Origin of the sequence: Paenibacillus alba (assembly GCF_013204855.1) — a bacterium.
Taxonomy (GTDB): domain Bacteria; phylum Bacillota; class Bacilli; order Paenibacillales; family NBRC-103111; genus Paenibacillus_E; species Paenibacillus_E alba.
Genome location: NZ_JABMKZ010000032.1, coordinates 1 through 22579, shown reverse-complemented (window position 1 = coordinate 22579; position 22579 = coordinate 1). Strand labels below are relative to the sequence as shown.

The 22579-nt window shown below is 48.9% G+C and carries 21 protein-coding genes and 1 riboswitch; of the genes, 11 read left to right on the top strand and 10 right to left on the bottom strand.

The window, feature by feature from the left end; translation table 11 throughout:
- Positions 1-218 precede the first annotated feature (218 nt).
- Positions 219-315, top strand: a riboswitch (purine riboswitch).
- A gap of 64 nt (positions 316-379) precedes the next feature.
- Positions 380-1735, top strand: coding sequence for an 8-oxoguanine deaminase (locus HQN90_RS28555; protein WP_173225315.1), 1356 nt, complete (start codon positions 380-382; stop codon positions 1733-1735).
- A gap of 61 nt (positions 1736-1796) precedes the next feature.
- On the opposite strand, the gene HQN90_RS28550 is transcribed toward HQN90_RS28555, so the two are convergent.
- From HQN90_RS28550 to HQN90_RS28540, 3 genes are all read right to left on the bottom strand, one after another.
- A complete protein-coding gene (locus HQN90_RS28550) occupies positions 1797-3395 on the bottom strand; it encodes a copper amine oxidase N-terminal domain-containing protein (RefSeq protein ID WP_173225312.1) in 1599 nt (532 codons plus the stop codon).
- Between the two features lie 180 nt (positions 3396-3575).
- Positions 3576-3962, bottom strand: coding sequence for a hypothetical protein (locus HQN90_RS28545; RefSeq protein WP_173225309.1), 387 nt, complete (start codon positions 3960-3962; stop codon positions 3576-3578).
- Between the two features lie 126 nt (positions 3963-4088).
- A complete protein-coding gene (locus HQN90_RS28540) occupies positions 4089-5639 on the bottom strand; it encodes a copper amine oxidase N-terminal domain-containing protein (protein ID WP_173225306.1) in 1551 nt (516 codons plus the stop codon).
- A 191-nt stretch (positions 5640-5830) separates the two neighbouring features.
- Here HQN90_RS28540 and HQN90_RS28535 point away from each other — a divergent pair, with 191 nt between their 5' ends.
- The 4 genes from HQN90_RS28535 (at position 5831) to HQN90_RS28520 (ending at position 10535) form a co-directional block, all read left to right on the top strand.
- Positions 5831-6358: an NfeD family protein gene (locus tag HQN90_RS28535; RefSeq protein WP_173225303.1), complete on the top strand. Its 528-nt coding sequence runs from the start codon at positions 5831-5833 to the stop codon at positions 6356-6358.
- Between the two features lie 39 nt (positions 6359-6397).
- A complete protein-coding gene (locus HQN90_RS28530) occupies positions 6398-7843 on the top strand; it encodes a flotillin family protein (protein WP_173225300.1) in 1446 nt (481 codons plus the stop codon).
- A 153-nt stretch (positions 7844-7996) separates the two neighbouring features.
- Entirely contained in the window at positions 7997-9481 is a 1485-nt protein-coding gene (locus HQN90_RS28525) for an HD domain-containing phosphohydrolase (protein ID WP_173225298.1), read from the top strand.
- 523 nt (positions 9482-10004) lie between these two features.
- Positions 10005-10535: a YfiT family bacillithiol transferase gene (locus tag HQN90_RS28520; protein ID WP_173225295.1), complete on the top strand. Its 531-nt coding sequence runs from the start codon at positions 10005-10007 to the stop codon at positions 10533-10535.
- 120 nt (positions 10536-10655) lie between these two features.
- On the opposite strand, the gene HQN90_RS28515 is transcribed toward HQN90_RS28520, so the two are convergent.
- Positions 10656-11945 (bottom strand): hypothetical protein, encoded by a 1290-nt coding sequence (locus HQN90_RS28515; RefSeq protein WP_173225292.1) that lies wholly within the window; start codon positions 11943-11945, stop codon positions 10656-10658.
- Complete coding sequence (locus tag HQN90_RS28510) at positions 11932-12498, bottom strand: RNA polymerase sigma factor (protein WP_079410974.1); 567 nt, start codon at positions 12496-12498, stop codon at positions 11932-11934. Before HQN90_RS28510 ends, HQN90_RS28515 begins: the two co-directional genes overlap by 14 nt.
- A gap of 255 nt (positions 12499-12753) precedes the next feature.
- Between HQN90_RS28510 and HQN90_RS28505 the strand changes: the two genes are divergently transcribed.
- Together HQN90_RS28505 and HQN90_RS28500 are read left to right on the top strand one after the other, a co-directional pair.
- Positions 12754-12963 carry a hypothetical protein gene (locus tag HQN90_RS28505; RefSeq protein WP_173225289.1) on the top strand — a complete coding sequence of 70 codons (210 nt, stop codon included), beginning with the start codon at positions 12754-12756 and terminating at the stop codon, positions 12961-12963.
- Positions 12964-13141: 178 nt separating this feature from the next.
- Positions 13142-13591, top strand: coding sequence for a hypothetical protein (locus HQN90_RS28500; RefSeq protein WP_246362888.1), 450 nt, complete (start codon positions 13142-13144; stop codon positions 13589-13591).
- A 1165-nt stretch (positions 13592-14756) separates the two neighbouring features.
- Here HQN90_RS28500 and HQN90_RS28495 read toward each other — a convergent pair.
- The 4 genes from HQN90_RS28495 to HQN90_RS28480 all read right to left on the bottom strand — a co-directional run bounded on the left by HQN90_RS28495 (position 14757) and on the right by HQN90_RS28480 (position 18653).
- Positions 14757-15692, bottom strand: a complete 936-nt coding sequence (locus HQN90_RS28495; RefSeq protein WP_420851094.1) for a FecCD family ABC transporter permease — start codon at positions 15690-15692, stop codon at positions 14757-14759.
- A gap of 59 nt (positions 15693-15751) precedes the next feature.
- Entirely contained in the window at positions 15752-16765 is a 1014-nt protein-coding gene (locus HQN90_RS28490) for a FecCD family ABC transporter permease (RefSeq protein WP_173225283.1), read from the bottom strand.
- Positions 16766-16769: 4 nt separating this feature from the next.
- Positions 16770-17744, bottom strand: a complete 975-nt coding sequence (locus tag HQN90_RS28485) for an ABC transporter substrate-binding protein (protein WP_173225280.1) — start codon at positions 17742-17744, stop codon at positions 16770-16772.
- A 105-nt stretch (positions 17745-17849) separates the two neighbouring features.
- Entirely contained in the window at positions 17850-18653 is an 804-nt protein-coding gene (locus HQN90_RS28480) for a helix-turn-helix transcriptional regulator (RefSeq protein WP_173225277.1), read from the bottom strand.
- A gap of 249 nt (positions 18654-18902) precedes the next feature.
- On the opposite strand from HQN90_RS28480, the gene HQN90_RS28475 reads away from it, so the two are divergent.
- From HQN90_RS28475 to HQN90_RS28465, 3 genes are all read left to right on the top strand, one after another.
- Positions 18903-20129: an S-layer homology domain-containing protein gene (locus tag HQN90_RS28475; protein ID WP_173225274.1), complete on the top strand. Its 1227-nt coding sequence runs from the start codon at positions 18903-18905 to the stop codon at positions 20127-20129.
- Between the two features lie 127 nt (positions 20130-20256).
- The gene (gene araD, locus HQN90_RS28470; RefSeq protein ID WP_338042398.1) at positions 20257-20946 is read left to right on the top strand and encodes an L-ribulose-5-phosphate 4-epimerase; all 690 of its coding nucleotides are present in this window, start codon (positions 20257-20259) and stop codon (positions 20944-20946) included.
- 116 nt (positions 20947-21062) lie between these two features.
- Positions 21063-21554: a GAF domain-containing protein gene (locus tag HQN90_RS28465; protein WP_173225271.1), complete on the top strand. Its 492-nt coding sequence runs from the start codon at positions 21063-21065 to the stop codon at positions 21552-21554.
- Here the strand turns inward: HQN90_RS28465 and HQN90_RS28460 are convergent.
- Positions 21547-21996 (bottom strand): PilZ domain-containing protein, encoded by a 450-nt coding sequence (locus HQN90_RS28460; RefSeq protein ID WP_173225267.1) that lies wholly within the window; start codon positions 21994-21996, stop codon positions 21547-21549. The two genes, HQN90_RS28465 and HQN90_RS28460, sit on opposite strands and share 8 nt — an antisense overlap.
- Positions 21997-22033: 37 nt before the next feature.
- Between HQN90_RS28460 and HQN90_RS28455 the strand changes: the two genes are divergently transcribed.
- Positions 22034-22222, top strand: coding sequence for a hypothetical protein (locus HQN90_RS28455; RefSeq protein ID WP_173225264.1), 189 nt, complete (start codon positions 22034-22036; stop codon positions 22220-22222).
- Positions 22223-22579 lie beyond the last annotated feature (357 nt).

Genomic DNA, 22579 nt, shown 5'->3' with positions numbered 1-22579 from the left:
CAATAATTTGTGCCTGCGCGTCTGTTCTTCGGAATCACATGGATCCGGACAGCTTGTTAACGCAGCTTTGTTAATATATCCATTTAGTGGGAAGCTTATTCCATTTTCACCAAAAATTCATTTCTTATCAAAAATGCCGAAGATGAAGCGTTTTTTTGTCATCGGAAACGATTGACGGACAGCCGTTAAATCCTCTATACTGGGGCTACTTATTTGCAGCAAGATATAATTTCATAGTTCGTATAACCTCGATAATTTGGTTCGGGGGCTCTACTGGGAACCTAAATCCTAACTACGAACACAGTATATGTTTTCATATATTGTGTTTGTTGGTTGGGATTTTTTTGGTTCCTTTATTTGTATGAAGGAGGAAGATAGGATGGGTTCATTACTAATACGCAATGCCAAGGCGATTGTAACCGTAGACGCAGAGGACCGGGTGCTGGAAGGGGCTAATATCCTTATTGAGGGGAATCGGATAACGAAGATAGGGCCTGATGCAGATGAGGCCGATCAAGTTATCGATGCCTCTCAGATGTTCGTTTACCCTGGTCTGATTAATGTACATCATCATCTGTACCAAACGTTCACACGCAACCTGCCGCAGGTGCAGAAGCTGGAGCTATTCGACTGGCTCCGTTATCTGTACGAGATATGGAAGGGACTTACGCCGGATGCGGTGTACCACAGCTCACTCACAGGGATTGCCGATCTGATGAAAAACGGCTGTACAACCGTGTTCGACCACCATTATGTGTTTCCTCAGGCAAACAGCGCACATTTCATCGACAGGCAGTTCGAGGCTGCCGAGCGGTTGGGCATTCGATTCATCGCTTCCCGAGGCTCTATGACGCTGGGGAAAGATCATGGAGGGCTGCCGCCGATGAGCGTGGTGCAGGATCTGACTACGATTCTAGCCGATAGTGAGCGGCTTATTGATCTTTTCCATGATCCGGGTGCAGGCTCCATGAGGCAGGTGGTGCTGGCGCCATGTTCGCCGTTCAGCGTATCCGCAGATATCATGCGGGAGTCAGCGAAGCTCGCGAGAGCCAAAGGAGTGCGGCTTCACACGCATCTGGCGGAGACGAAGAACGAAGAAGCCTACACGCTGGAGCGGTACGGTATGAGGCCCTTGGCTTATATGGAAAGTCTGGGCTGGCTAGGTCCAGATGTGTGGTATGCGCACGGGATTCATTTCAACGACGAGGAGTTGAAGCTGCTCGCTCAGACCCGAACCGGCATCGCCCATTGCCCGATTTCGAATATGAAGCTTTCATCCGGTATCGCGCGAGTCCCGGAAATGCTGGCAATGGGCATTCCCGTTGGCTTAGCGGTAGATGGCAGTGCTTCTAATGACGGGTCCAACCTGCTGGAGGAGCTGCGGGTGTCTTACCTTTTGCATAGACTGCAGTCTAGTAGTCAAGCACCAACAGGCTATGATCTACTGAAGGTAGCCACGCGTGGCGGGGCCGCAATTCTAGGCAGAACCGATATCGGCTCCCTTGAGGTAGGCAAAGCAGCGGACCTGTTCATGGTGCGCGTCGACCAGATGGATGCGGTGGGCACTCTGACGGATCCGAAGTCCTGGCTAGGGACCGTAGGGCTCAAACGGCCAGTGGATTATACTCTTATCAATGGGCAGGTCGTCGTCGAGAACGGCAGGCTGACCCGTACCGATGAGGAAGATCTGGCACTTGCCTGCCAGGATTCCTACGAGAGATTCATCCATTCATGAAAAAAGCTCGCTCCGTCTTGGTCGGATAGACCACACGAGAGCGAGCTTAGAAGGAAAATAATTAGTGCCTAGTCAACGTGACACTGTGCGTATTGTTGTCAAATTCAATCTTGCAGCCTAGCTGCTCAGCTATGAAACGAAGCGGAACGAAGGTTGCGCCATTCTTCAGAACCGGAGCGCTGTCTAGGGCAACGGCCACACCGTTCACTTGGGCAGACTGGCTGTTCAGCTCGAGAATAATCGTTTTCTCTGTCAGCGCATCCGTGACCGTTATTTGCTTGGTTTCTTTGTTCCATTTCACTTCCGCACCGAGTCTCTCCGTAATGAAACGGACAGGCAGCATGGACACATTATCGGCATTAATATAGGGATGGCTGGCATCATAGGAGGAGTTGTCATCCTCGGACGGACTCATCAGCAAATGAACTTCCCTCTTGGCCACTTGCAAATCGTTTCTCAAAAAAGAATAAGCTTGCGAATCCTTTTTGAAAAAGCTGAGAATCGAGGTGCTTTCGGCTTTTGCCTCGATAAGATCCACGGCGTCGCTAGCGGGCGTAATCAGGTGTGCTTTTACAGGCTTATTGATATTCCATATGTCATTGACATAAGTGAGTTTAACTTCACTTATCCCCGTGCTTGCATCGGTAATTGGGAACGAAAGCTCTGCCCGTACTTTGCGAATCTGCTTATCACTGTCCACGAACAAGTCAGTTTTCAGCACTGTTTTATCGCTCAGGAAGGCTTGGGCTTGGGGATCCTTTGAGGAAGAAATCGCAGACGCTACCGTTGTATCCCAGTCCTTGAGCCATTTCTGCAGACCTTGTTGGATCGTTGTAAAAGCAAATTCGACAGCTAATGTTTTATTATCGAGATAAGCCCTCATTAAATCAGGGAACGGAGAGGAGAACTCATCATCTTCATCTTCATCTGAAGCTTTCATCTGCTCCTTGATAATCGGAACCAGAACATCATAGAGCTGCCCGAGCAATTCCTTCATGCCCTTCTCATCGGCGAGGATGCTGGTCAGGAATTCTTTTAAGAGCTGGACAAGCTCGCTGCCCTTAATCTCCACATGCAGCTTCTGCAAGGAAAGTGTCTCGGAATAAACTTGCTCAGAAACCGATGAGACGGAAATTTGTTTCGGATTTGGCGCATTGGCGATAATGAATTTCGTCAAGGCTGGTGCAAGAACGTCTCTTGTATCCATCAGCTGTTTTTGAACGCTGGATGTAAGCTCAGTAGGAAAAGAGCCTCCTTGTGCTTTGGCCAAATCAAAGAAAATTTGCTTTTTGGCCCCTTCAATTTGGAGCGCGAACTTCGTTTCATTCAAGCTTGCCTGAAAAGGAATCGAACCCTTGCTGTAAGTGAGGGCACCGTCAACGGATATAATCCGTTTGTCCTGCATGCTAACGTTGTTTAACTCTAATTTCACATCTTTCAGGACTTCCAATATCGCTTTATCGCCTGCTGTCAGCGAACTTGTATGGTTGGGGACAAGCTCCAGACGAAGCGACCCTTTGGACTCAGCGGATTGAACAAGGGCGTTGTTCTGAATCGCTTGTGTCACATCCAGCCCTTGTATGGTTTGGCAACCCGTTAAGGCAAACAGCATCAGAACTAATGTGGCGGCGATCCACCAAGTCAATTTCTTTTTTTGCATCTCTCAAATCTACTCCTTATCTATTACTATAATAGCTAGTGAAAATAGCAGTGATAGATTATACGCAGGCGAAGGGTAAAAGATGCGCTTAAACCAGTAAAATTAACCAAATGGTGGGAGAAACAATAAAAAAGCTCGCCGCTCGCCGGTGTAGAGGACCGGACGAGGGCGAGCTTTCCATTAGGAAAGCAAAACAATAACCAAAAGCTCGAACAGAACGAGCGTCATAATTTGATTATACTGGGCAGGTGTATAAAGGGGTCTGTGCTGACCGTCATATTGATTATACGGTGTTGCTTGGAGGTAAGCATGGTGGCCATCGACGTTTAGCAGAACACCTTCATACGTATGTCCATCTAGGGTTGTGACATGAATGGTCCGGCCAACATGAGGGTGCAGGCTGCCCATCACCATATCTCTCTTTTGCCTTAACATGTGATGCCAGTTTGGCTCAGCTTGGTAGATGACATGATGTCCTTGATGCTCATGGCCTTGGTAGTCTTGCCCCTGCTGACTATGACCTGGATAACCCTGATGACCTTGCTGATGCATGGGATTCGTATACATAACGTTAGCTCCTTTACCGTGCGGCTGCTCTGGGCAGCAGGCTGTTTGCCTAGGTTCCCTAATAGACTATTCAGCCGCACGTAAAGGGTGTATACACGAAAGCCCATCAGCTTCAAATTGTGTGGGCTAGTCGCGCTTAATCGTAACGACACGGGTGTCGTCGTTGAAGGATACGACGCCGCCCAACTGCTCGGCAATGAAACGAATCGGCACAAACGTTGAGCCGTTATGGAGCGTTGCCGCGCTATCCAGCTTAGTGGACGTGCCGTTGACACTGGCATTGGTGCTGTCCAGCTTTAGAACAATCGTCGCGCCGGATAACAAGTCCTTGATCGTTACTTGCTGCAGTTCGCCGCTCCAGATGACCTCAGCGCCAAGCGTTTCAGAAACGAATCGGACCGGAACCATCGTGAAGCCATCGGAATTAATAAATGGCTGAGGAGTATCCGTGGCAGGTCCTGTCGTATTCAAGCTAACTTGCTTCTTGGTGACCTTCAAATCATTTTTAAGCAAGGTGTAGATCAGCGATTGTTTATCCAAGTTATTCAGGAAGCTGTAGATCACTGAAGCTTCCGTCCCTACTTGCAGTGCTCCTCCTGAAATATCGACGGATGCCGCTGTAACTGGCTTATTTATATTCCAGGTTTCACTAACGTAAGAAAGCTTAAGGCCGGAGGCACCTGACGTATTCGGAAGCGGTAAGCTCATGGAAAGGGCTTGCTTGCGAACTTGCTTGTCGGCATCAGCATAAATATCCATTTGCACGGCGGATTTATTGTTGAATAAGGCTTGAATGGGCAGATGACCTTGCTCCAAGGAACCAGCTCCAGCCAACATGGCATCTAGGGAAGCCGAGATTTCCTCCAGAAATTCGCGAACGCGTGGATACACGAGCCCAACAGCCAATTGTTTGTTGCTCAAGATTTTCAAAGTGAAATCCGCAGCGCCATTGTTGATTTGTTCTTGAATAACCGGAGAAAGTACGTCGTACAATTGATTAATAAGCTCTTTCAGTCCAGCTTCATCAGATAGAATGTTGCTGAACAGCTTTTTGAGAAGCGAGGCCAGTTCTGTGCCGGTAAGCTGGAAATGAGCCTTTTGCAAAGACAGGGATTCGCCGTTAACTGTATCTGTGACGGATTCAACAGTAACGTTCGACGGATTTGCCGTATTTGCCAAAATAAGCCCAATAATCGCTGGCTTAATTTCTGTGATTTTGTTGCCGAATGGCTCTTGCAGCGCTTCAGGCAGCAATTGCAGGAAGGATAATTGGGAACCGCCCAACAGATCGAACACGACCGGTTTCTTAGCGCCATCGATGCTGAGCAGGAGCTTGGTCCCTTCCGTTGAGAGCTTGAAAGGAATTGTCCCTTTGCTGTATGTAATCGTACCATCGGCCGATAGATGAGTGGCATTTTGTGTCTTCACGTTGGTGAGGTCGATTTTCACGTTTTGCAGAGCGCTGAGCGCTTCTTGCTCATCCGCAGATAACCTGGAGATATCGCCAGGCAGAAACTCTACTTGGAGCGAGCCTTTGGATTCGGAGGATGTCACAGACCAATCATTTTTGATGACTCCAGCGATGTCTAAACCTTGTACCGTCTGGCAGCCTGTTAGCGTAATAAGCATAAGAGCAAGCAGTGAGGATACCCACCAAGTCCATTTCTTTTTGTGCATGCGATGATCTACTCCTTAGTTTTTATTAGAAATTTAGTCGAAAGTTTATACGCTCATAAAAGGGGAACGATTCGGTGCAAGAAGTAAATTTTTCAGAACGAAACCTTTTATTCCCAGAAACGTCTATATTTATGGGTGTGTATGACTTGCGATGCAAGCTTTCTGAAAAAAACTAGGAGGAGGTGAAGTCTATGATGACTTTGTTTGCCATATGTTTTTTCGTGGGTCTTGCGCTTACCCTGTTGAATACATTTTTCGGCGGTGATTTCTTCGAGTTTCATGCCGATCATGGTTCAGCTCAAGGCCATGGGGGGCCGTCCTTTTTTAATTTATCTTCCATTTTGGCCAGCTTAACGGTGTTCGGCGGTATCGGCTTTATTCTGAATAAAGTGGGGATGACCAGCAGTTTACTCATTCTGCTTATTGCGATTGGTGCAGGTATCTTCATGGGTTGGCTCTTCTTCCTGCTTTTCGCCAAAGTCATCTATAAGCACGATGATAGTATGAAAGAGAGTGATTTCAACCTAAGCGGTCAGCTGGGGAAGCTCTCTGTGCCCATTCACGGAACAGGGACAGGGGAAATGATGTTTGTTATGCAGGGAACGACACGCACGATCAGTGCCCGCTCTGAGCAGGGCGAATCCATTCCCAAAGGGGCGAAGGTCCTCATTTTGCAGATGAACAAAGGTGTTGCTACTGTCACGAGGTTTACCGAATAAACTAGCTTAGATGATGGATTAACAGGAGGTTATACGGTTATGATGACAGTTTTGTATGCAGTGGTCGCAATTGTTCTTGTCGTTTTTATCTTACTGGCTTCAATTGTCAAAGCCTACAAGAAAGTGCCGCCGAATGAAGCGATGATCGTGTTTGGTTTGGGTGGCAAAAGAGTTGTGCAGGGCGGAGGCACATTCGTTATCCCCGGTTTTCAGAGCTATAAAACGATTTCGATGATGCTGATGAGCTTCGATGTGAAGCCGGATCAGCCGATGTTCTCCCAGCAGGGAATTCGTCTCAAAATTGAAGCGGTGGCTCAGATCAAAATTCAAAGTGACCCCGTGGCAATTGGAACCGCCTCCGAGCAGTTTCTGGACCATACGCTGCTGGAGCGGGAAATGATGATTCTGCATTCCGTTGAAGGGCATCTTCGCGGATTAGTGGGACAATTGACCGTTGAATCCATCCTGAAGAATCCAGATGAATTGAACAGCAAGATGAGAGAAACGTGCTCAGAGGATTTGGATAAAATGGGGCTGAGCCTCATTTCCTTCGTGCTCAAACGTGTAGCCGATGATCAAGGGTACATTGAGAATCTGGGCGTTCCTGAGGTAGAGCGCATTCGCAAAAGCGCCAGCATTGCCAGAGCCGAGGTCGAACGCGATATCCAAATCCGCCAAGCGGATACGGAGAAGGAATCGGCGATTCGCAGGGCGGAAGCGCATCAGCTGAAGATTGAAGCCGAAAGCGCCGCTTCTGCGAAGGAAGCGCAGTACCGCAAAGAACTCAGCATGAAAGAAGCGGAGTTCAAGCAGGAGACGACGAGCCGGCAAGCGGAAGCGGATTTGGCCTATGAATTGAAGCAAAAGCAAATTCAACAATCTCTCGTGACGGAGCAGGTAAAGATCCGGCAGATGGAAGCAGAAGCGAACAAGACCGTTCGCCAGATTGAAGTTGAGCTGAAGCAGAAGGAACTCGAAGCGTCTGTGATTAAGCCGGCGGAAGCGGAGAAGCTGGCGGCGATTATGCGCGCTGAGGTGAACAAGCAGCGGCAAATTCTTGAAGCGGAGGCTGATGCGGAGTCGACGAGAAAACGCGGCCAAGCGACGGCCGAGGCGGAGCTGGCCAAAGGGAAAGCGAACGCGGAAGTCGTTCGCTTGGCGGGACTTGCGGAAGCGGAAGCGCTGGAGAAGAAAGCGGAAGCCTACAAGCAGTACACGCAGGCAGCCGTTACCGTGGAAATCCTGCGGATTTTACCGGAATTGGCGGAGAAAATTGCCGCTCCACTTAGCAACGTGGATAAAATCACGGTCATTTCGCAAGACGGCGCGACTTCGGGCGTCAATCGAATTACAGGCGATATCGCCAAAATGATTGCACAGGTTCCGGAAATTACGCAGACACTGACAGGCAAAAGCGTCACAGATCTAGCCCGCGCTTTTCTAGGCAAGGATAATGAACTCATTGTTGCGAAGGAACCCGAATAGTGTGAGAGAAAATGTCTTCAGCCTTGAGCTGAAGACATTTTTTTGTTAGAAAAGCGTGAGATGTAAGGCGGAACTTGCCGGATTGCTATACAATAGGAATATTAATTCGTATTTTGGCGGGATGGCAGGCTGGTTGGAAATGAGGATCGCATCATGCAGATTTACAAGAAATTTCTACGAGATTTAATTCGTAACTATATAATAGGTTCGGGCATCGCGGTTATCGTGGTGGGCGGTGTGATTATTTCGACGACATTAACGATTTCGAATGCGGAATTGGTACGTGTTTTCTTCATCATGTTCAGCTCGCTTTGCGTGATGATGCTGGCAGAGTTCATGGTGTTTCGTAGACACATGAAGCCGATCCGCGAGATGCTGGAGCAGGAGCATCCAGATTTGGTCGTGATTCGTGACGCCTACTTGCAAACCCATCGTTTTCCCGCACTGTCGGTGAAACGGATTCTTGGCCCGCATTTCTTGGGATTGTCCCTCCCTGCAATGACGTTGGCTTATGTAGGGATTGTGATGGGATGGCTGTCTCTGCCCGCGTACTACATTGGGCTCGCGGGCATTGGTGCGGTGCTGGTGGCGAGCATGCATGCGCTGTTGGAGTTTTTCTCGACGGCTCAGGCTATCCGCCCAGTGCTTGTGCATATACGCCAAGTCGGTCAGCGCCTATACGGCGAGAATGTCTCCCTGGATGGACGCGTGATCGTGTCGATTCAGCGGAAATTCCAACTCAGTGCGTTCCTGATTGGCACAATGCCGCTGTTTCTGTTCAGCTTGGCGACGCAAATTCGCCTGATTTCGCAGTCCTCCAGCCTCACAGCTGATTATTGGAAATGGGCGGGCATCATTCTCTTGCTGGGCGTTGGCTTCTCCTCGCTAGGGGCGCGGATGCTGACCAGGGACATTCAACAGCCCATCGAAGATTTGCACAGAGCAATGAAAGAAGTCCAGGCCGGAGATCTTCAGGTCCGCGCTTCCGATTTATATTCGGATGAATTTTCGCGGCTCGTTGCTGGTTTTAATCATATGGTTAAGGGGCTTGAAGCCCGCGAACAAATGAATAGTCAACTGCTGCAAAGCTACTATGCCACCTTAGCTGCGGCACTCGATGCGAGAGATGCTTATACAGCAGGGCATTCGACGCGAGTGGCCAAATACTCTTTAATCATTGGCCGGGCGGTTGCCTTGAATGAGCAGGAGCTCGATCTCTTGAACAAGACGGCGCTGCTGCACGACATTGGCAAAATCGGCGTGCGCGACGCTGTGCTTCTTAAGGAGAGTCGGCTTACGGACGAGGAGTTCGAGCAAATCAAGCTGCACCCGGTGCTAGGTGAGTCTATCTTGAAGCAAATTGAGCCTGCGGAAGCTATGGCTCCTCTGCTTCCCGGCGTGCGCTCCCATCATGAGCGCTACGATGGCGGCGGATATCCAGACGGCCTGAAAGGCCTGGATATCCCGGAGTTCGGTCGCATCATTGCGGTCGCGGATGCGTTCGATGCGATGACGTCCGATCGCCCGTATCGGAAGGGCATGGCGGTCGAGAAGGCCATGGCGATTCTCGCGGAAGGCAAGGGGACTCAGTGGGACCCCCAGTTTGCCCAAACGTTTATTGATGTTTATAAGCTTTAGGGGCGGAGCCTGATGCCTGTGTTAGGCGGGGGCGATAGCGATAGCGATGCGTGATGCGGCAGGCGAATGTTTGCTTGGAAGGTCAACTGGAGAAACGGGTTGGCTTTCTTTTTGTTGGGGAGAGTGCCTAGGGTTTGCGTGTGTGAGGGAGACGGATAAGGGAGAGCTTCGAAAGGGAAATAGGATCCGCTATTTGCCGGAAATCGATGGTTTTTGGTTGTGAGTGGGAACTACGATACGCTATTTTGAAGTTTTGCCCTCTATGGAGGCTCAATTGCTTGAAATAGAGGATCGTAGTTCCGTTTGCGCTTTGTTTGTGGTGAATCTGGGACAAATAGAGGATCATAGTTCCCATTGCTTCAAATAGGGCAACTCTGGCGAGCTGACACAAGTTAATCTGACTTCTGCTGGCTGGGGGCTGCTCATAGATCGAGTTGCCGGAACAACATCAGGCGGATGGGCAATTTATGTAGATGCCGCTATAATGGTAGCATGAGAAAAGAAACATACAGGAGGTGTTCCTATGGATGAGTTGCGCTACCCGATTGGATTGTTTGAACATGAGGGTGAAGTTACAGAAGAGCAGTTGGGCAAATGGATGGCCGATATTGCATCGACACCAGCTCGGCTGCGAGAGGCTGTCGCTGGGCTGTCTGACGAGCAGTTGGACACACCGTATCGCGCAGGCGGGTGGACGCTTCGCCAAGTCGTCCATCACGTCGCAGACAGCCATATAAACTGCTATACGCGGTTCAAGCTGGCGCTAACGGAGGAAGAACCGACGATCAGACCGTATTATGAGGAGCGGTGGGCTGAGCTAAGCGATGGCAGGTCAGCTCCGGTGGAGCTGTCGCTTGTTTTGCTGGAGTCGCTGCACAGCCGCTGGATGATCCTGCTGCAGGAGATGCAGCAAGATCAATTTGCCCGCGCCTTTGTACATCCGGAATCAGGAAAGACCATTCGTCTGGATTGGAATGTCGGTAATTATGCATGGCATGGCAATCATCATATTGCCCACATCACGCGTTTGCGGGATCGCAAAGGCTGGCAGTAGATAGGAAAGTCAAAAAAGGAGCAATCCACAAGTACAAAAACTACTTGTGGATTGCTCCTTTGCATTCACTTACGGGACGTATACTTTGTGGCAAGTGTTCCACTCCCGTCGACCTCGTACTTACTCGCTTGCAGAGGCGCGCTTCCCTGTGTTGTCCGATAAATATCGGTCAACTTTGTCGATCCATTCCTGCACATAATGATCTGTTGCCCATTGTGCCATAACGAGCTGCTCACCAGGCAGCAGGTCCAATGCTAATTGCGGTGCATTGCCCGGCGCTTGAGCGTAGGGGTAGAATTTCAGTTGGTCTCCCTCGAAGATAACGACCATATCGTTCAGCGGAGAGGTTAGGGCATCGGTCGCCTGCGGCCAAGCCGCTTTAATGTCGTTCCAGGAGCAGCAGAGATCGTCGTGATTGACGACTTTGTCAGGCAGCTGGCGTGGCAAGTCATGCAGCACATAGCTGTCAGGTGCAGTACTGCCAACTCGCGGGGTTTCGGCAATCTTGCCGACCCAGCGGCCAGGTTCGCGTTTCACGGTCCAGCTTTGACCTGTGAGCTCACTTTTGGGCGCCACAGGACCGCTCATAACTCTGGGAAGCGTTGAATTGTCGCCAGTGCCAAACAGTTCGGACAAGGACACATGGTTCTTGTCCACTGGTTTGTTATAGAACTGTAAGGTATGGCCTTCCTTCAATTGCGGCAGGGTACGCACCCAGATGCGATCTGCTTGGTAAGGCGTATTGCCACGAAGGGCTTGCTCTGATTCTGCTATGGACACATATTGATTCCCTGCAAACAACAGAGTTTCTACGCGATTCAGCTGTTCATCAAGTTGATCGACGAATGTTTCCGGTTTCACTGGCTGGTCAGCTAGATGGGCAGATAAATAATGGAATTCGCCTGTTTTGGTTTGTTGGACAAGGGAGTCGATTTTCCAGAAATTTTGCTTATAAGGCATCAGGATTCCTGGGCCCTCAGACGTCTTCTGCAGCTGCCCGCGAACGGGAGCAATCAGCATAGTTCGATAAGTACTGTATGGCATACCTTTGAGGCCGCGCCCTGCCGTACTGCTGGTCGGTTCATGCTCGGTCCTTAAGCCGATAAGGAGTGCTGTGCTTATCGGTGAAGGCACGGAGCTGGCGGATGCTGTCGTCGTCATGACCGAGGCATCCATGGCAGGGGCTGCATCACTTTGGGTGTGAATGGAACGCCAAGGGAAGATCAGTAACGCTGCAGCGATAACCCCAACCCCGGCGAAGCAAAGAAAGGGTTTGAACCTCGGCTTCGCTCGTTCCTTTTGCTCAATCGCTTCCTCGATGTTGCGTTGAAGCTTGGAAGTAAAGCCGGGCTGCTCAAGCGGTCCTGATTCCAACTCCTTATGTAAGTCATCTGGATCAGGATTGTTCAAGCGCTTCACGCTCCTTCAAACTGATCACCTTGAGTCTGGCATGGTGAAGTCGGGATTTAACGGTTCCCTCCGAAATCTTGAGAATGGCGGCCATTTCTTTCGTTGAAAGCTGATAATGGGCATGCAGAATTAGAATCTCCCGATATTTTGGCGGAAGAGAAATCACTTTTTTCCATATATCACTGGCGTATAATTTCTCCATGGCTTCTGTTTCTGCCGAGTGAGATGTGCCTGCGGATTGAATAAAGCCGACAAGCGTAACTTTGCGCCAGAATGCTTTGCGTAGATAATCGTAAGTCGTATTTCGTGTAATGGTCAGCAGCCAGGTTTTCACCGAGGCTTCACCGCGGAATGTAGTAAGATTGCGATAAACTTTTAGGAAGGCATCTTGCGTAATATCATCGGCTAAGTCTGAGTTCCGGCATATACTGAAGGCATAATTCCATACGTCGCTTCCATAAGCTTCCATTAAATTGCGTAAAATTGCTTTTTGATCCGTTGTTTCGGATACATACTTTAAATAATCAAATACATGGACACCGGTCGTCTCCATTCTCTCACCTCTCTGAATTAGACGTTGCAAGTTCAAAATAAGTTCTTTATTTGCAAAACTTTTTTTGGTTTCCGCACCTCAAGCTGGTGCTATATGATTCGCGAACAGATCGGCATTTAAGTCGGATTATCCTGTTGAAATTGGAAATCGTAAAAAGGTCGAAATGCGAAGGACTTTGGATGCCGGGCAGAGAATCGAAGAGATAACTTCTTTCCGTAGCTGTAGAGAAGCGAATACGCAGCTTAGTATATCATTGTGGATCGGGTAGGAGCATCAGCCCAAACGGATGAAAAACGACAGTGGGTTGATGAAATTAAGAAACAGAGCCAACAGTATGTTGCAATGTTCGACAAGTTTGTCATGCTATATAACCATCAGAATAAGTATACGGCAGAACAGCGCAAGACGGAATACAAAAATGTAGATGACGAAATGGATGAGGACAAAAGTCGAATTACGAACTGACCGACAAGCTTGGGTTGCGCCGCTGCAGCTTTAAGACTAGTAGGTGATAATTGGATTTTAATGTGCGGGTGCGGGCAAGAAGTTTGTCCATTGTATGTCTTGACATAGTAGGGCTTAACACGCAATATGAAGATAGGATACTGCATCTAGATCAGGTCCTTCGGAGAGGAAGAGCATCATGAATTTTGTTGAGCATATCATGGATCACTTACGATCTGGACACGTTAACAATTATCCGCAGCCGATTGCTCTGAATTTGGGCTTAGCCTATACGGTTAAACTCGAAGACAGAAAGACGAACCTAATTTGGCTGCCTTTCGAATATACAGGACTTGCTTATATCGATATGGGTCAACTGGTCAATGTACATCCCTATTATAGAGGTGTGATTATTGAAGAAATTGAGCTTTCCCGCGGATCGGACCTGCATAAGCCACAAACAGAGGAAGCTTTCATTAAAGCAATTTTCCTGAAAAGCCTAGAGTTTCATCAACTGCTGCAGAATGGCAAATATGCCGAGTTGCAAGGAAGTTCACCGGATTTCTTGGCCAAAATGCTATATATTGCTGATTGGCTGCGCTACTATAATTCAGCGATAACAGTTGGCGCTGGTAAACGGCTTTGTTAACTAAAAATAGGGGCTGTTCCACAAGTAGAAAGACTGCTTGTGGAACAGCCCTTATTTTTTGCTGGGTAACGCTTGCCCAGTGAGTGTAAGTGCAATGCTGAGAGTATGGATACCTGGGAGTAACTATGAAGGATTTGGTGCGTCTGTTGGAATGTTTGGGCAACTGGATATAGGGAGCGGAAGGAGTATTGGGAGTGAAAGGAGTAACAGGAGTGCAAGGAGCGTAGAAAGTATAAGGAGTTTAGAAAGTAGAAGTAGCACAGAAGGCATAAGTGTGTAAGGAGAGTAGAGTGTAAAAGGAGTATAGAAAGCATAAGTAGCATAGAAGGCATATGTATGCAAAGAGCGCAGAGTGTATAAAGAGTATATAAAGCACAAGCAGCACAGAAGGCATAAGTTTGCAAGGAGCGTAGAGAGTATAGGGAGTGTAGAAAGCATAAGTAGCGCTGAAGGCATAAGTGTGCAAAGGGCATAGAGTGTATGAGGAGTGTAGGAAGCATAAGTAGCACAGAAGGCATAAGTTTGCAAGGAGCGTAGAGAGTATAGGGAGTGTAGAAAGCATAAGTAGCGCTGAAGGCATAAGTGTGCAAAGGGCATAGAGTGTATGAGGAGTGTAGGAAACATAAGTAGCACAGAAGGCATAAGTGTGTAAGGAGCGTAGAGAGTATAGGGAGTATATAAAGTATAAGTACCACAGAAGGCATAAGTTTGCAAGGAGCATAGAGATATAGGGAGTGTAGAAAGCATAAGTAGCGTTGAAGGCATAAGTGTGCAAAGGGAATAGAGTGTATAATGAGTACAAAGCTCCAACAAGCATTCAATCATTTGCTGAAACAGCGCTAGCAAGAGCTATGTTTGCGGGTGCGTCTATGTTCTGCTTGGTTCTGTATGCTCCTTAAAAACCTGCGATTATGCATCTTTTTACTTGTTAAATTAACCTCCAGCCGTGAATTCCTGCGATTATGCAGGCTTTTAAGGCTTTTTCGCGATGAGAGGGGAAAAAGACCTGAAATACCTGCATAATTGCAGGTATTTCATCTTTTCAAGCGGTTTAGATGAAAAAAACCTGCACTTTCGCAGGTTTTCACAAGGTAACCCGGAATTCACCAGATTTCCGGGTGTCCGTAGAGCCGGCGAACCGCCCCACGCCAACTCGCAGACCCCGTCACCTTCGGCGTTCCTTCCGAAGCAGGTAGAGGAAATAAGGCGCGCCGATGACGGCGGTCATAATGCCCACGGGCACTTCGCGCGGGATGATGATGATGCGCCCAAGCAGGTCGCCCAGCAGCATCAGATCCGCGCCGATCAGAGCCGCCAGCGGGATGAGCCACTGATGCCGGCCGCCGACGATGCTCCGCGCAATGTGCGGGGCGATCAGGCCGATGAAGCCGATCGCGCCCACGGCGGACACGGAGATGCCCGCAAGGGCAACGGCGAGCAGCAGCAGCCAGAAGCGCTGCCTCGCGATGTGAAGCCCAAGCGAAGCGGTGATGTCATCGCCAAGCTGGAAGACATTCAGCTTGGCATAGCTCGCCCACACGATGGGGAGCAGCACGGCGATCCACGGCAGCAGCGAGTACACATCGTGCCAGCTGCGACTCCACAAGCTGCCGGACAGCCAGAGCAGCGCCATGTTAATATCGCTGGGATGCCTAACGATCAGGTACTGTGTGCCAGCCTGAAACACCGTTCCAATGGCAACGCCAACCAAAGCAAGGGAGGAAGGGCGGAGCGTTAACCGTCTGCTGAGCATCAGGAGCAGAAGAAAGGCCAGCACGGCCCCGGCAAATGCTGCGATAGGCAGCAGATAGCTTGGCGACTTCGGGAAGAGAAAGATGACCGCTGCGGCCATGAATCCGGCTCCTTTGGTAATGCCGATAACATCAGGGCTTGCCAGTGGATTTCTGACGATACCTTGCAGAATCGCTCCGCCAACAGCTAACCCGAAGCCAGCTAGAATGCCCACCAAGAGACGGGGCAAACGTACCTGATGAATAATGAAATAAGAAGGATGCTTCGCATCTGTAAGTCCCGCCCAGACATCGCCATACGGGATACGAACAGCCCCTACATGGGCATAAATAAGTGCCAACATTAGCATAACGGCGAAGGTGATGACTAAAGGGAGAGCTCTTTTCCACACTCCGTGAGAGGTCGGTTTCATCGTGCACCTCCTTGCTTGCGCGCCAAATAGATAAAGTAGGGCGCACCCACAGCAGCTGTCACGATACCGACAGGCGATTCGAAGGGGAAAGCAATAAACCGACTGAGGAAGTCTGCATATAGCAGTAAAATGCCCCCAAGAACGGCGGTGAATGGCCCGAGAATCGTTAGATTCGAGCCAACCAAAGCACGCGCAATGTGCGGAACGATAAGGCAGACGAAGCCAATAGGTCCGCACAAAGCAACAGCAGAGCCAGCCAGAACAATCACCAGCAGGATGCTGATGCCGCGAACGATATTGATGCGTTGGCCCAGTCCGGCAGCAATTTCATCATCAAGAAGAAGCAGCCGCAAAGAGGGGAGCATCAAGCTGAATAGCAATGCGCCGCCTATAAAAAAGGGCAGGATCAGCCGGACATCACTCCAAGCCGCTTGATTTAACGAACCCACAAGCCAGAAAATCATGCTGTCAGTAGCCTGTTGATTCATGAGGATGAAGCCTTCCGTAAGAGAAGACAGCAGGAAGTGAATGGTGATCCCCGCCAAGGCCAGCCGTACATATTGTTTGTTCCCCGTACCTGCCAAGGACCAGACCAATAAAGCCCCGAGCGCTGCGCCAACAAAGGCAAATCCGATCAAGCCGAAATTCCCGAAATGAGGCAAAGCGACTAACCCTACCACGACGGCCAAGGCAGCTCCGGCATTAATGCCAAAAATGTGCGGCGAAGCCAGCGGATTCTTAGTCGTAAGCTGGGTAAGCAGTCCTGCCAACGCTAGTTGAATGCCAACGATACACGCCATTAGTGCGCGGGGCAGACGCAAGGTTTGGATATATAAGTGAGCCTTGTCACTGCCTTGGAAGGTGATGGCTTCCCATAGTGTTCGCCACGAAACGTGCGACTGGCCCCATTTTAAGCTGCACACAATTCCCACTAGCATAATAAGCACGGACGCAGAAAAAAGGAAGAGCAGAGGCCAGGTTCGGCTCTGCTTCTTATAGGCATGTTCCATTGGATTATTGCCCCATATTCTTCACAAGATCTTCAAGGATTTTCTCGGATCCGAGCATCCCCCGGGAAAGAGACCAGTCACGTCGTTCAACGGTGTAGACTTTTTTGTTCGCTACAGCGTCGATTTTTTGCCAAAGCGGATTCGTTTCCCACTGCTTAACAATCGTTTCTTTTTCGGTTGGCAGCAAGAACAGAACTTGAGGATTCGCTTCAGCCAACTGCTCTAACGTAATTTGCGGATAAGCTGTTGCATTCTTAATCGGGTCAGTGTAACCCAGCATGGCCAAAAATGAACCGCTATAAGCGTGATCGGAATGTGCAAAAAATCCTTTAGGATTTACTACAGCTGGAAGCACACGCAAATTGGTCGAACCGAGTTTCTTTTTCAACGTTTCAACGGTTGCTTGGTGCTCGGCCATACGTTTCTTGCCTTCTTCTTCTTTGCCAACAGCTTTGGAAATAATAGCTACGTTCTTCAACATTTGATTGTAGTCTGCTTGGAAATCATCCAAGACAAGAACGGGGGCGATGCCTTTGAGTTGTTCGATCGCATTTTTATGCTTATTAATGTCAACGATGATCAAGTCAGGCTTCAGGGAGCTGATCAACTCGATGTTAGGCTCATAACGGGAACCAACGGACTTGTAGGCACCTAGTTTGCTTTTAACAGAATCCATGAATAAGTCAGGGCTTCCATCATCGGCAACGCCAACAGGCTGCACGCCAATGGATACTAAGATATCCGTGAAACCGAACTCCATAGCAACCACTCGCTCTGGTTTTTTAGGCAATTCCAGGGTTCCTGTCGCATCTTGAACGGTAATTTTGCCGCTTGCCGGGGTAGCGGGCTGTTGACTCGCCGCAGGCGTTGTTGTGGAGGCAGCTGATTCATTATTGGTCGTTTTGCCACAAGCGACAAGGCTTATAGCAAACACGCTAATCAGTGCGATAAAGCAAAGACGTGTTATTCGGTTCTTCATGTGGATGATTCCCTCCGTGACAATGATTATTATTCTCATTAGGGATCATACCGAATAATTGTAGGTAAGAACATGTCTGTGATGTAGAATAGACATGTCTTATTACTAGATTTCTTTTTGGCGTTGGAGATAGACACGAGGCGAAAAGCCTGTTTTCTTTTTGAAAACTTTGCTGAAATGAAAATAATCAATAAAACCTACGCGCTGCGCGACCTCTTTGGCCAGCAAATCGGTCTGTTGGAACATTTTTTTCGCTTTCTCAATGCGCAGGTCGTACAAGTAGTCCATGAGGGTAGTACCGGTTTTCTTTTTAAAAAGAACCGTAAAATAGCCTACGCTCATCGCCGCACGCCTAGCCAGCATGGGGAGGGTGAGCTCGACCATATAATGTTCATTAATATAGGAAAGTGTCTCTTCGATGGATACGGCAGCCGATTTCTTTTCTTCTGAGAGGTGGGATTCGTAAAGGTATATGAACAGGATGCGCTCCAGCATCATCCGTTTGCGAAACTGATGAGCTGCTTCCTCCTCCAAATTCAGGGGATGAATATCATGAGTTGTACGTATAAGCTCGTCGATCATGTAATGAATTTTAAATTCACTCAGGGTAGTCAGAGGACCGCGAAGTGTCCAAGGATAGTCCTCGGGCAGCATGCGATAGGTGATGAGAATGTACTCGGCAGCTCTTGTCTTGGGTACTTGGATGGCATAAGTCCCTTGCTCGGGATGGAAAGCGTAAGCTTGGGCGCAAACGATCGGTGCCTGCTGCAGCAAATGGATCTGGATATGGCCGCTGCGAACAATGATTAACTGGTGATGCTTGGGCGGACATTCAAACGTATGTGAAGAAGCATGTACTTCGATATGCGCCATAAGCGGAATAAGTGATATAAGTTGTTGGAAATCCATTGTCCAGCACTCCTTTCCTTAACAGCCTTTTATTTGATAGTGACACACGAATCTGGATAGCGTCAATGGATCAAAGTGGTAAGAATCCTTGATTAGCAGCGTCTATGCGGCAATAGTCCCGAATTCGGTAGTGCTTGGACGTGCTCATGACTAGGCTTTAAGCCTGTTCTCAAAGCATATTAGAAGGCTTATCCTAGAGGATGGCACAGTTTAATGTCCAAAAAATCATGGAGAAGCGGAGAATGAAAGATGCGGTATTGGAAGAAATGGATGGCAATTGCAACGATTTGTTGCGTAATGACAATAGGTGTCGGATTAGGGAAGAGTGAGGCCGCAGGTTTGACGGATATAAGAGGACACTGGGCGGAGCAGACAATTAGCCAAATGGCCCAGCAAGGGCTGCTGGACGGGTTTCCGGATGGAACTTTCCGACCAGATGATTCGGTCACGGCTGACCAATTCGTGAAAATTGTGCTGCTCGCTTTTACAGATAAATATCCAAATGGCGAGCGCAAATGGAAATCCAGCTTTCTGCAAGCTTTAAGCGCAGGCAATCAGAGCATTTTGCAGCAGGATTATCGGGATTTTACGTTCAAGCCAAGCATGGTTGGCTATTGGGCGAAGCCTTACTTGGATTTGGCTAGTGATCTTCATTTTATAAGCAAAGGTCAATTCAGTGACTATAAGGCGAAGCTGAAACGTGAAGACGTAGCGGAGATTTTATATTATTTGCTTAAGGAAACCGAGTATTTGGAAGATGAAGTCTATAGTCTCAAAGCTGCTTCCAAGTTCGGCGATCTGCAAAGCGCAACGTCCAGACAGCAGAGATTCATCGGGGAAGTTATGACAAAAGGCATTATGGAGGGATATCCGAACGGCTATTTCGGTGTGGGGCGTGATGTGACACGTGCGGAAGCGCTGCAAATTATTACCAGATTACAGACGAAGTCCAAGCGCCTCAGCGTAGATAGTGGAAGCGATTTCATTAAAGTGGTCCCTACGAAGGATGGCAGCTATAAGAAGCTTATCTTCCCTGACCAGCGGATGCTGCAGGCTTATGAGGTAATGGAGGAAGCCGGCAAGCTGCGGGGGACGAATTATGATCTGGAAGAAACCACGCTGCGTCTTTTCAAAAATGCGGAAGCCAAAGGGCTTGCGATGAGTGGAGCAACGCTTGAACAGCGCAATAGTAATGAAGCGTCGTTATGGCTGGATCCGCAATTTCTAACGTATGGGGTCACGCTTCGTTTGGATGAGGGAACCATCGCACGCAATATGGAGAGCATCCGCAAGTTTACAGATTTCCTTTTTGGCTATGATGCTGATATTTTCTATCGCCAATTTACGGACGCTTGTGAGCGTGCAGCTGCCAAAGGTGAGCTGGAGACTACAACGAAGCAAATTGGCAGTTATTCTGTTGAAACTAGGCTGGAATCGGACGGGAAGACGATTATTTTCTCCCTTATTCATACGTAATTTGATACAAGCTGTACATACAAGTCGAAGCTAATGAACTTTATTTTCCCGCCATCTAGATAACATGTACGTACAAGCGTATAATGATTTATTATACGTACATTTTATCGGAAGGTGTTGAGATGGCGTGCTGGAGAGCTTGAAGCAGGCAGTACTGGAAGCAAATTTGGATTTGCCGACCTATCGGCTCGTTACCTTTACCTGGGGCAATGTGAGTGGAATTGACCGCGAGCAAGGCCTCGTCGTCATTAAGCCCAGCGGTGTTCCATACGAAGACTTGAAGGCGGAAGACCTTGTCGTTGTTGATTTGGATGGGAAAATCGTGGAAGGAAGGCTAAGGCCATCCTCGGATACACCCACGCATTTGGCGTTGTATCGCGCGTTCCCAGCCATTGGCGGCATTGTGCATACGCATTCTCCTTGGGCGACCAGTTGGGCACAGGCGGGAAGAGGCATTCCGGCACTCGGGACAACACATGCGGATTACTTCTACGGCGAGGTGCCCTGCACACGTCTGATGACAGAGACAGAGATTAAAGGCGCTTATGAGCTGGAGACAGGCAATGTCATCATCGAGACTTTCAAGGATTTGGACCCGGCGATGGTGCCGAGTGTTCTGGTGAATGGCCACGCTCCTTTCAGCTGGGGCCAAGATCCGCATAACGCGGTTCACAACGCGGTTGTGCTGGAAGAGGTTGCGAAGATCGGCTATCGCACCTTTACCTTGAATCCATCGTCTCAACCTATGGACCAGACGCTGCTTGATCGGCATTTTCTGAGAAAGCACGGAGCAAGCGCCTATTATGGGCAAAAATAAGGCAAAAGACAGCTGGCGCACAAGGCCTGCTGTCTTTTTTTGCATTTTGGCGAGAGGAGGCCGTTTTTGGTATGATAGAGAGGCTAACTATGTAAGAGGAAGAAGGATGATACTTGATGTTTGCTCAAGGAAGCTATGAAGGCACAAGGGAAGAACAATATGCCTTGCTGATTCAGCAAGTTGAAGCTTTGATACATGATGAACCGAATCGTATTGCCAATTTGGCGAATGCGGCAGCCCTGCTTGGGCAGTTTCTAAGCGAAGTGAATTGGGTAGGTTTCTATTTGATCGACCAGTCGAATGAGAAGAAGGAGCTTGTCCTTGGGCCCTTTCAAGGGCTTCCGGCATGTGTTCGGATTCCCTTGGGCAAAGGGGTATGTGGAACAGCTGCGGAACGCAGGGAAACGGTGCTGGTGCCGGATGTGCAAGCTTTCCCCGGTCATATTGCCTGTGACGCGGCTTCACAATCCGAGATTGTAGTGCCGATCCTGCTGGGCGACGAGCTTATCGGGGTGCTGGATATCGATAGCCCGAAGCTAAGCCGATTTGACGAAACAGATCAACGTTATTTAGAGCAGTTTGTTCAGAAGTTGGCTGCTGCTATGTAATTTCGTATGTCGTAGATAAAATATCCGCCATATCTTCATCCGAACAGAAGCTGCAGTTGGCCAACATATTCGTGTCTTTGAGCCGGGTACTCAATTGAATCAGGTGCCGGATCAACTGCTGTTCCACGAGGGGATCTGCAATGCTGAATTCGATGCCGTACTCATAGAGCGTTGTTTCCAGCGTCATTTTTCGCTTGATGATACCAAGCACTTTCATTTCTTGATGAAAAAGTAGAAAAGTGAACTCCAACAGCAGATTCATATCCATCGGCAAATTCAGCGGTGTATGGATGCGAATGCCGCCAGCGCTGATATCCTTGATCATGATTTTGGAGTGTTTCGTGTCTGCTGCCTTATTTTTGATACCGATAATTTTGAATAGAGCAGATAAAGGAATTTGAAGATTTAATCGGAAGCTGGAGCGCTTATTTAAGTGTGACATGCGGAGTGCTCCTTGATGTTTGTAGGTCTATTGTACTATGTCAATGGTTATTCAGAACTACTATTTGATCTTTTTTATGAAAAAATTAAAAATAGGGGCTGTCTTGGAGGGTGGCAGCATCGAACCCGCGCTGAGCCTGCCGAAAAAGCAGTCTCAATGCGCGAAGAAGGCTGCATCCCCGCGAAAGTACGCTGAGCCTGCCAAAAAGGCCGTCTCCGGCGGGTAACAGCATCGAACCCGCGCTGAGCCTGCCGAAAAAGCAGTCTCAACGCGCGAAGAAGGCTGCATCCCCGCGAAAGTACGCTGAGCCTGCCAAAAAGGCTGTCTCCGGAGGGTAACAGCATCGAACCCGCGTTGAGCCTGCCGAAAAAGCAGTCTCAACGTGCGAAGAAGGCTGCATCCCCGCGAAAGTACGCTGAGCCTGCCAAAAAGGCCGTCTCCGGAGGGTGGCAGCATCGAACCCGCTCTGAGCCTGCCGAAAAGAGACTGTCGAACAACTCGAATTCCTCCCCTATAATATTGAATTTTTAGTATAATAAAGAAAAACCATGTAGCGAGGGATGGAAAGTGTCCATACAAAATG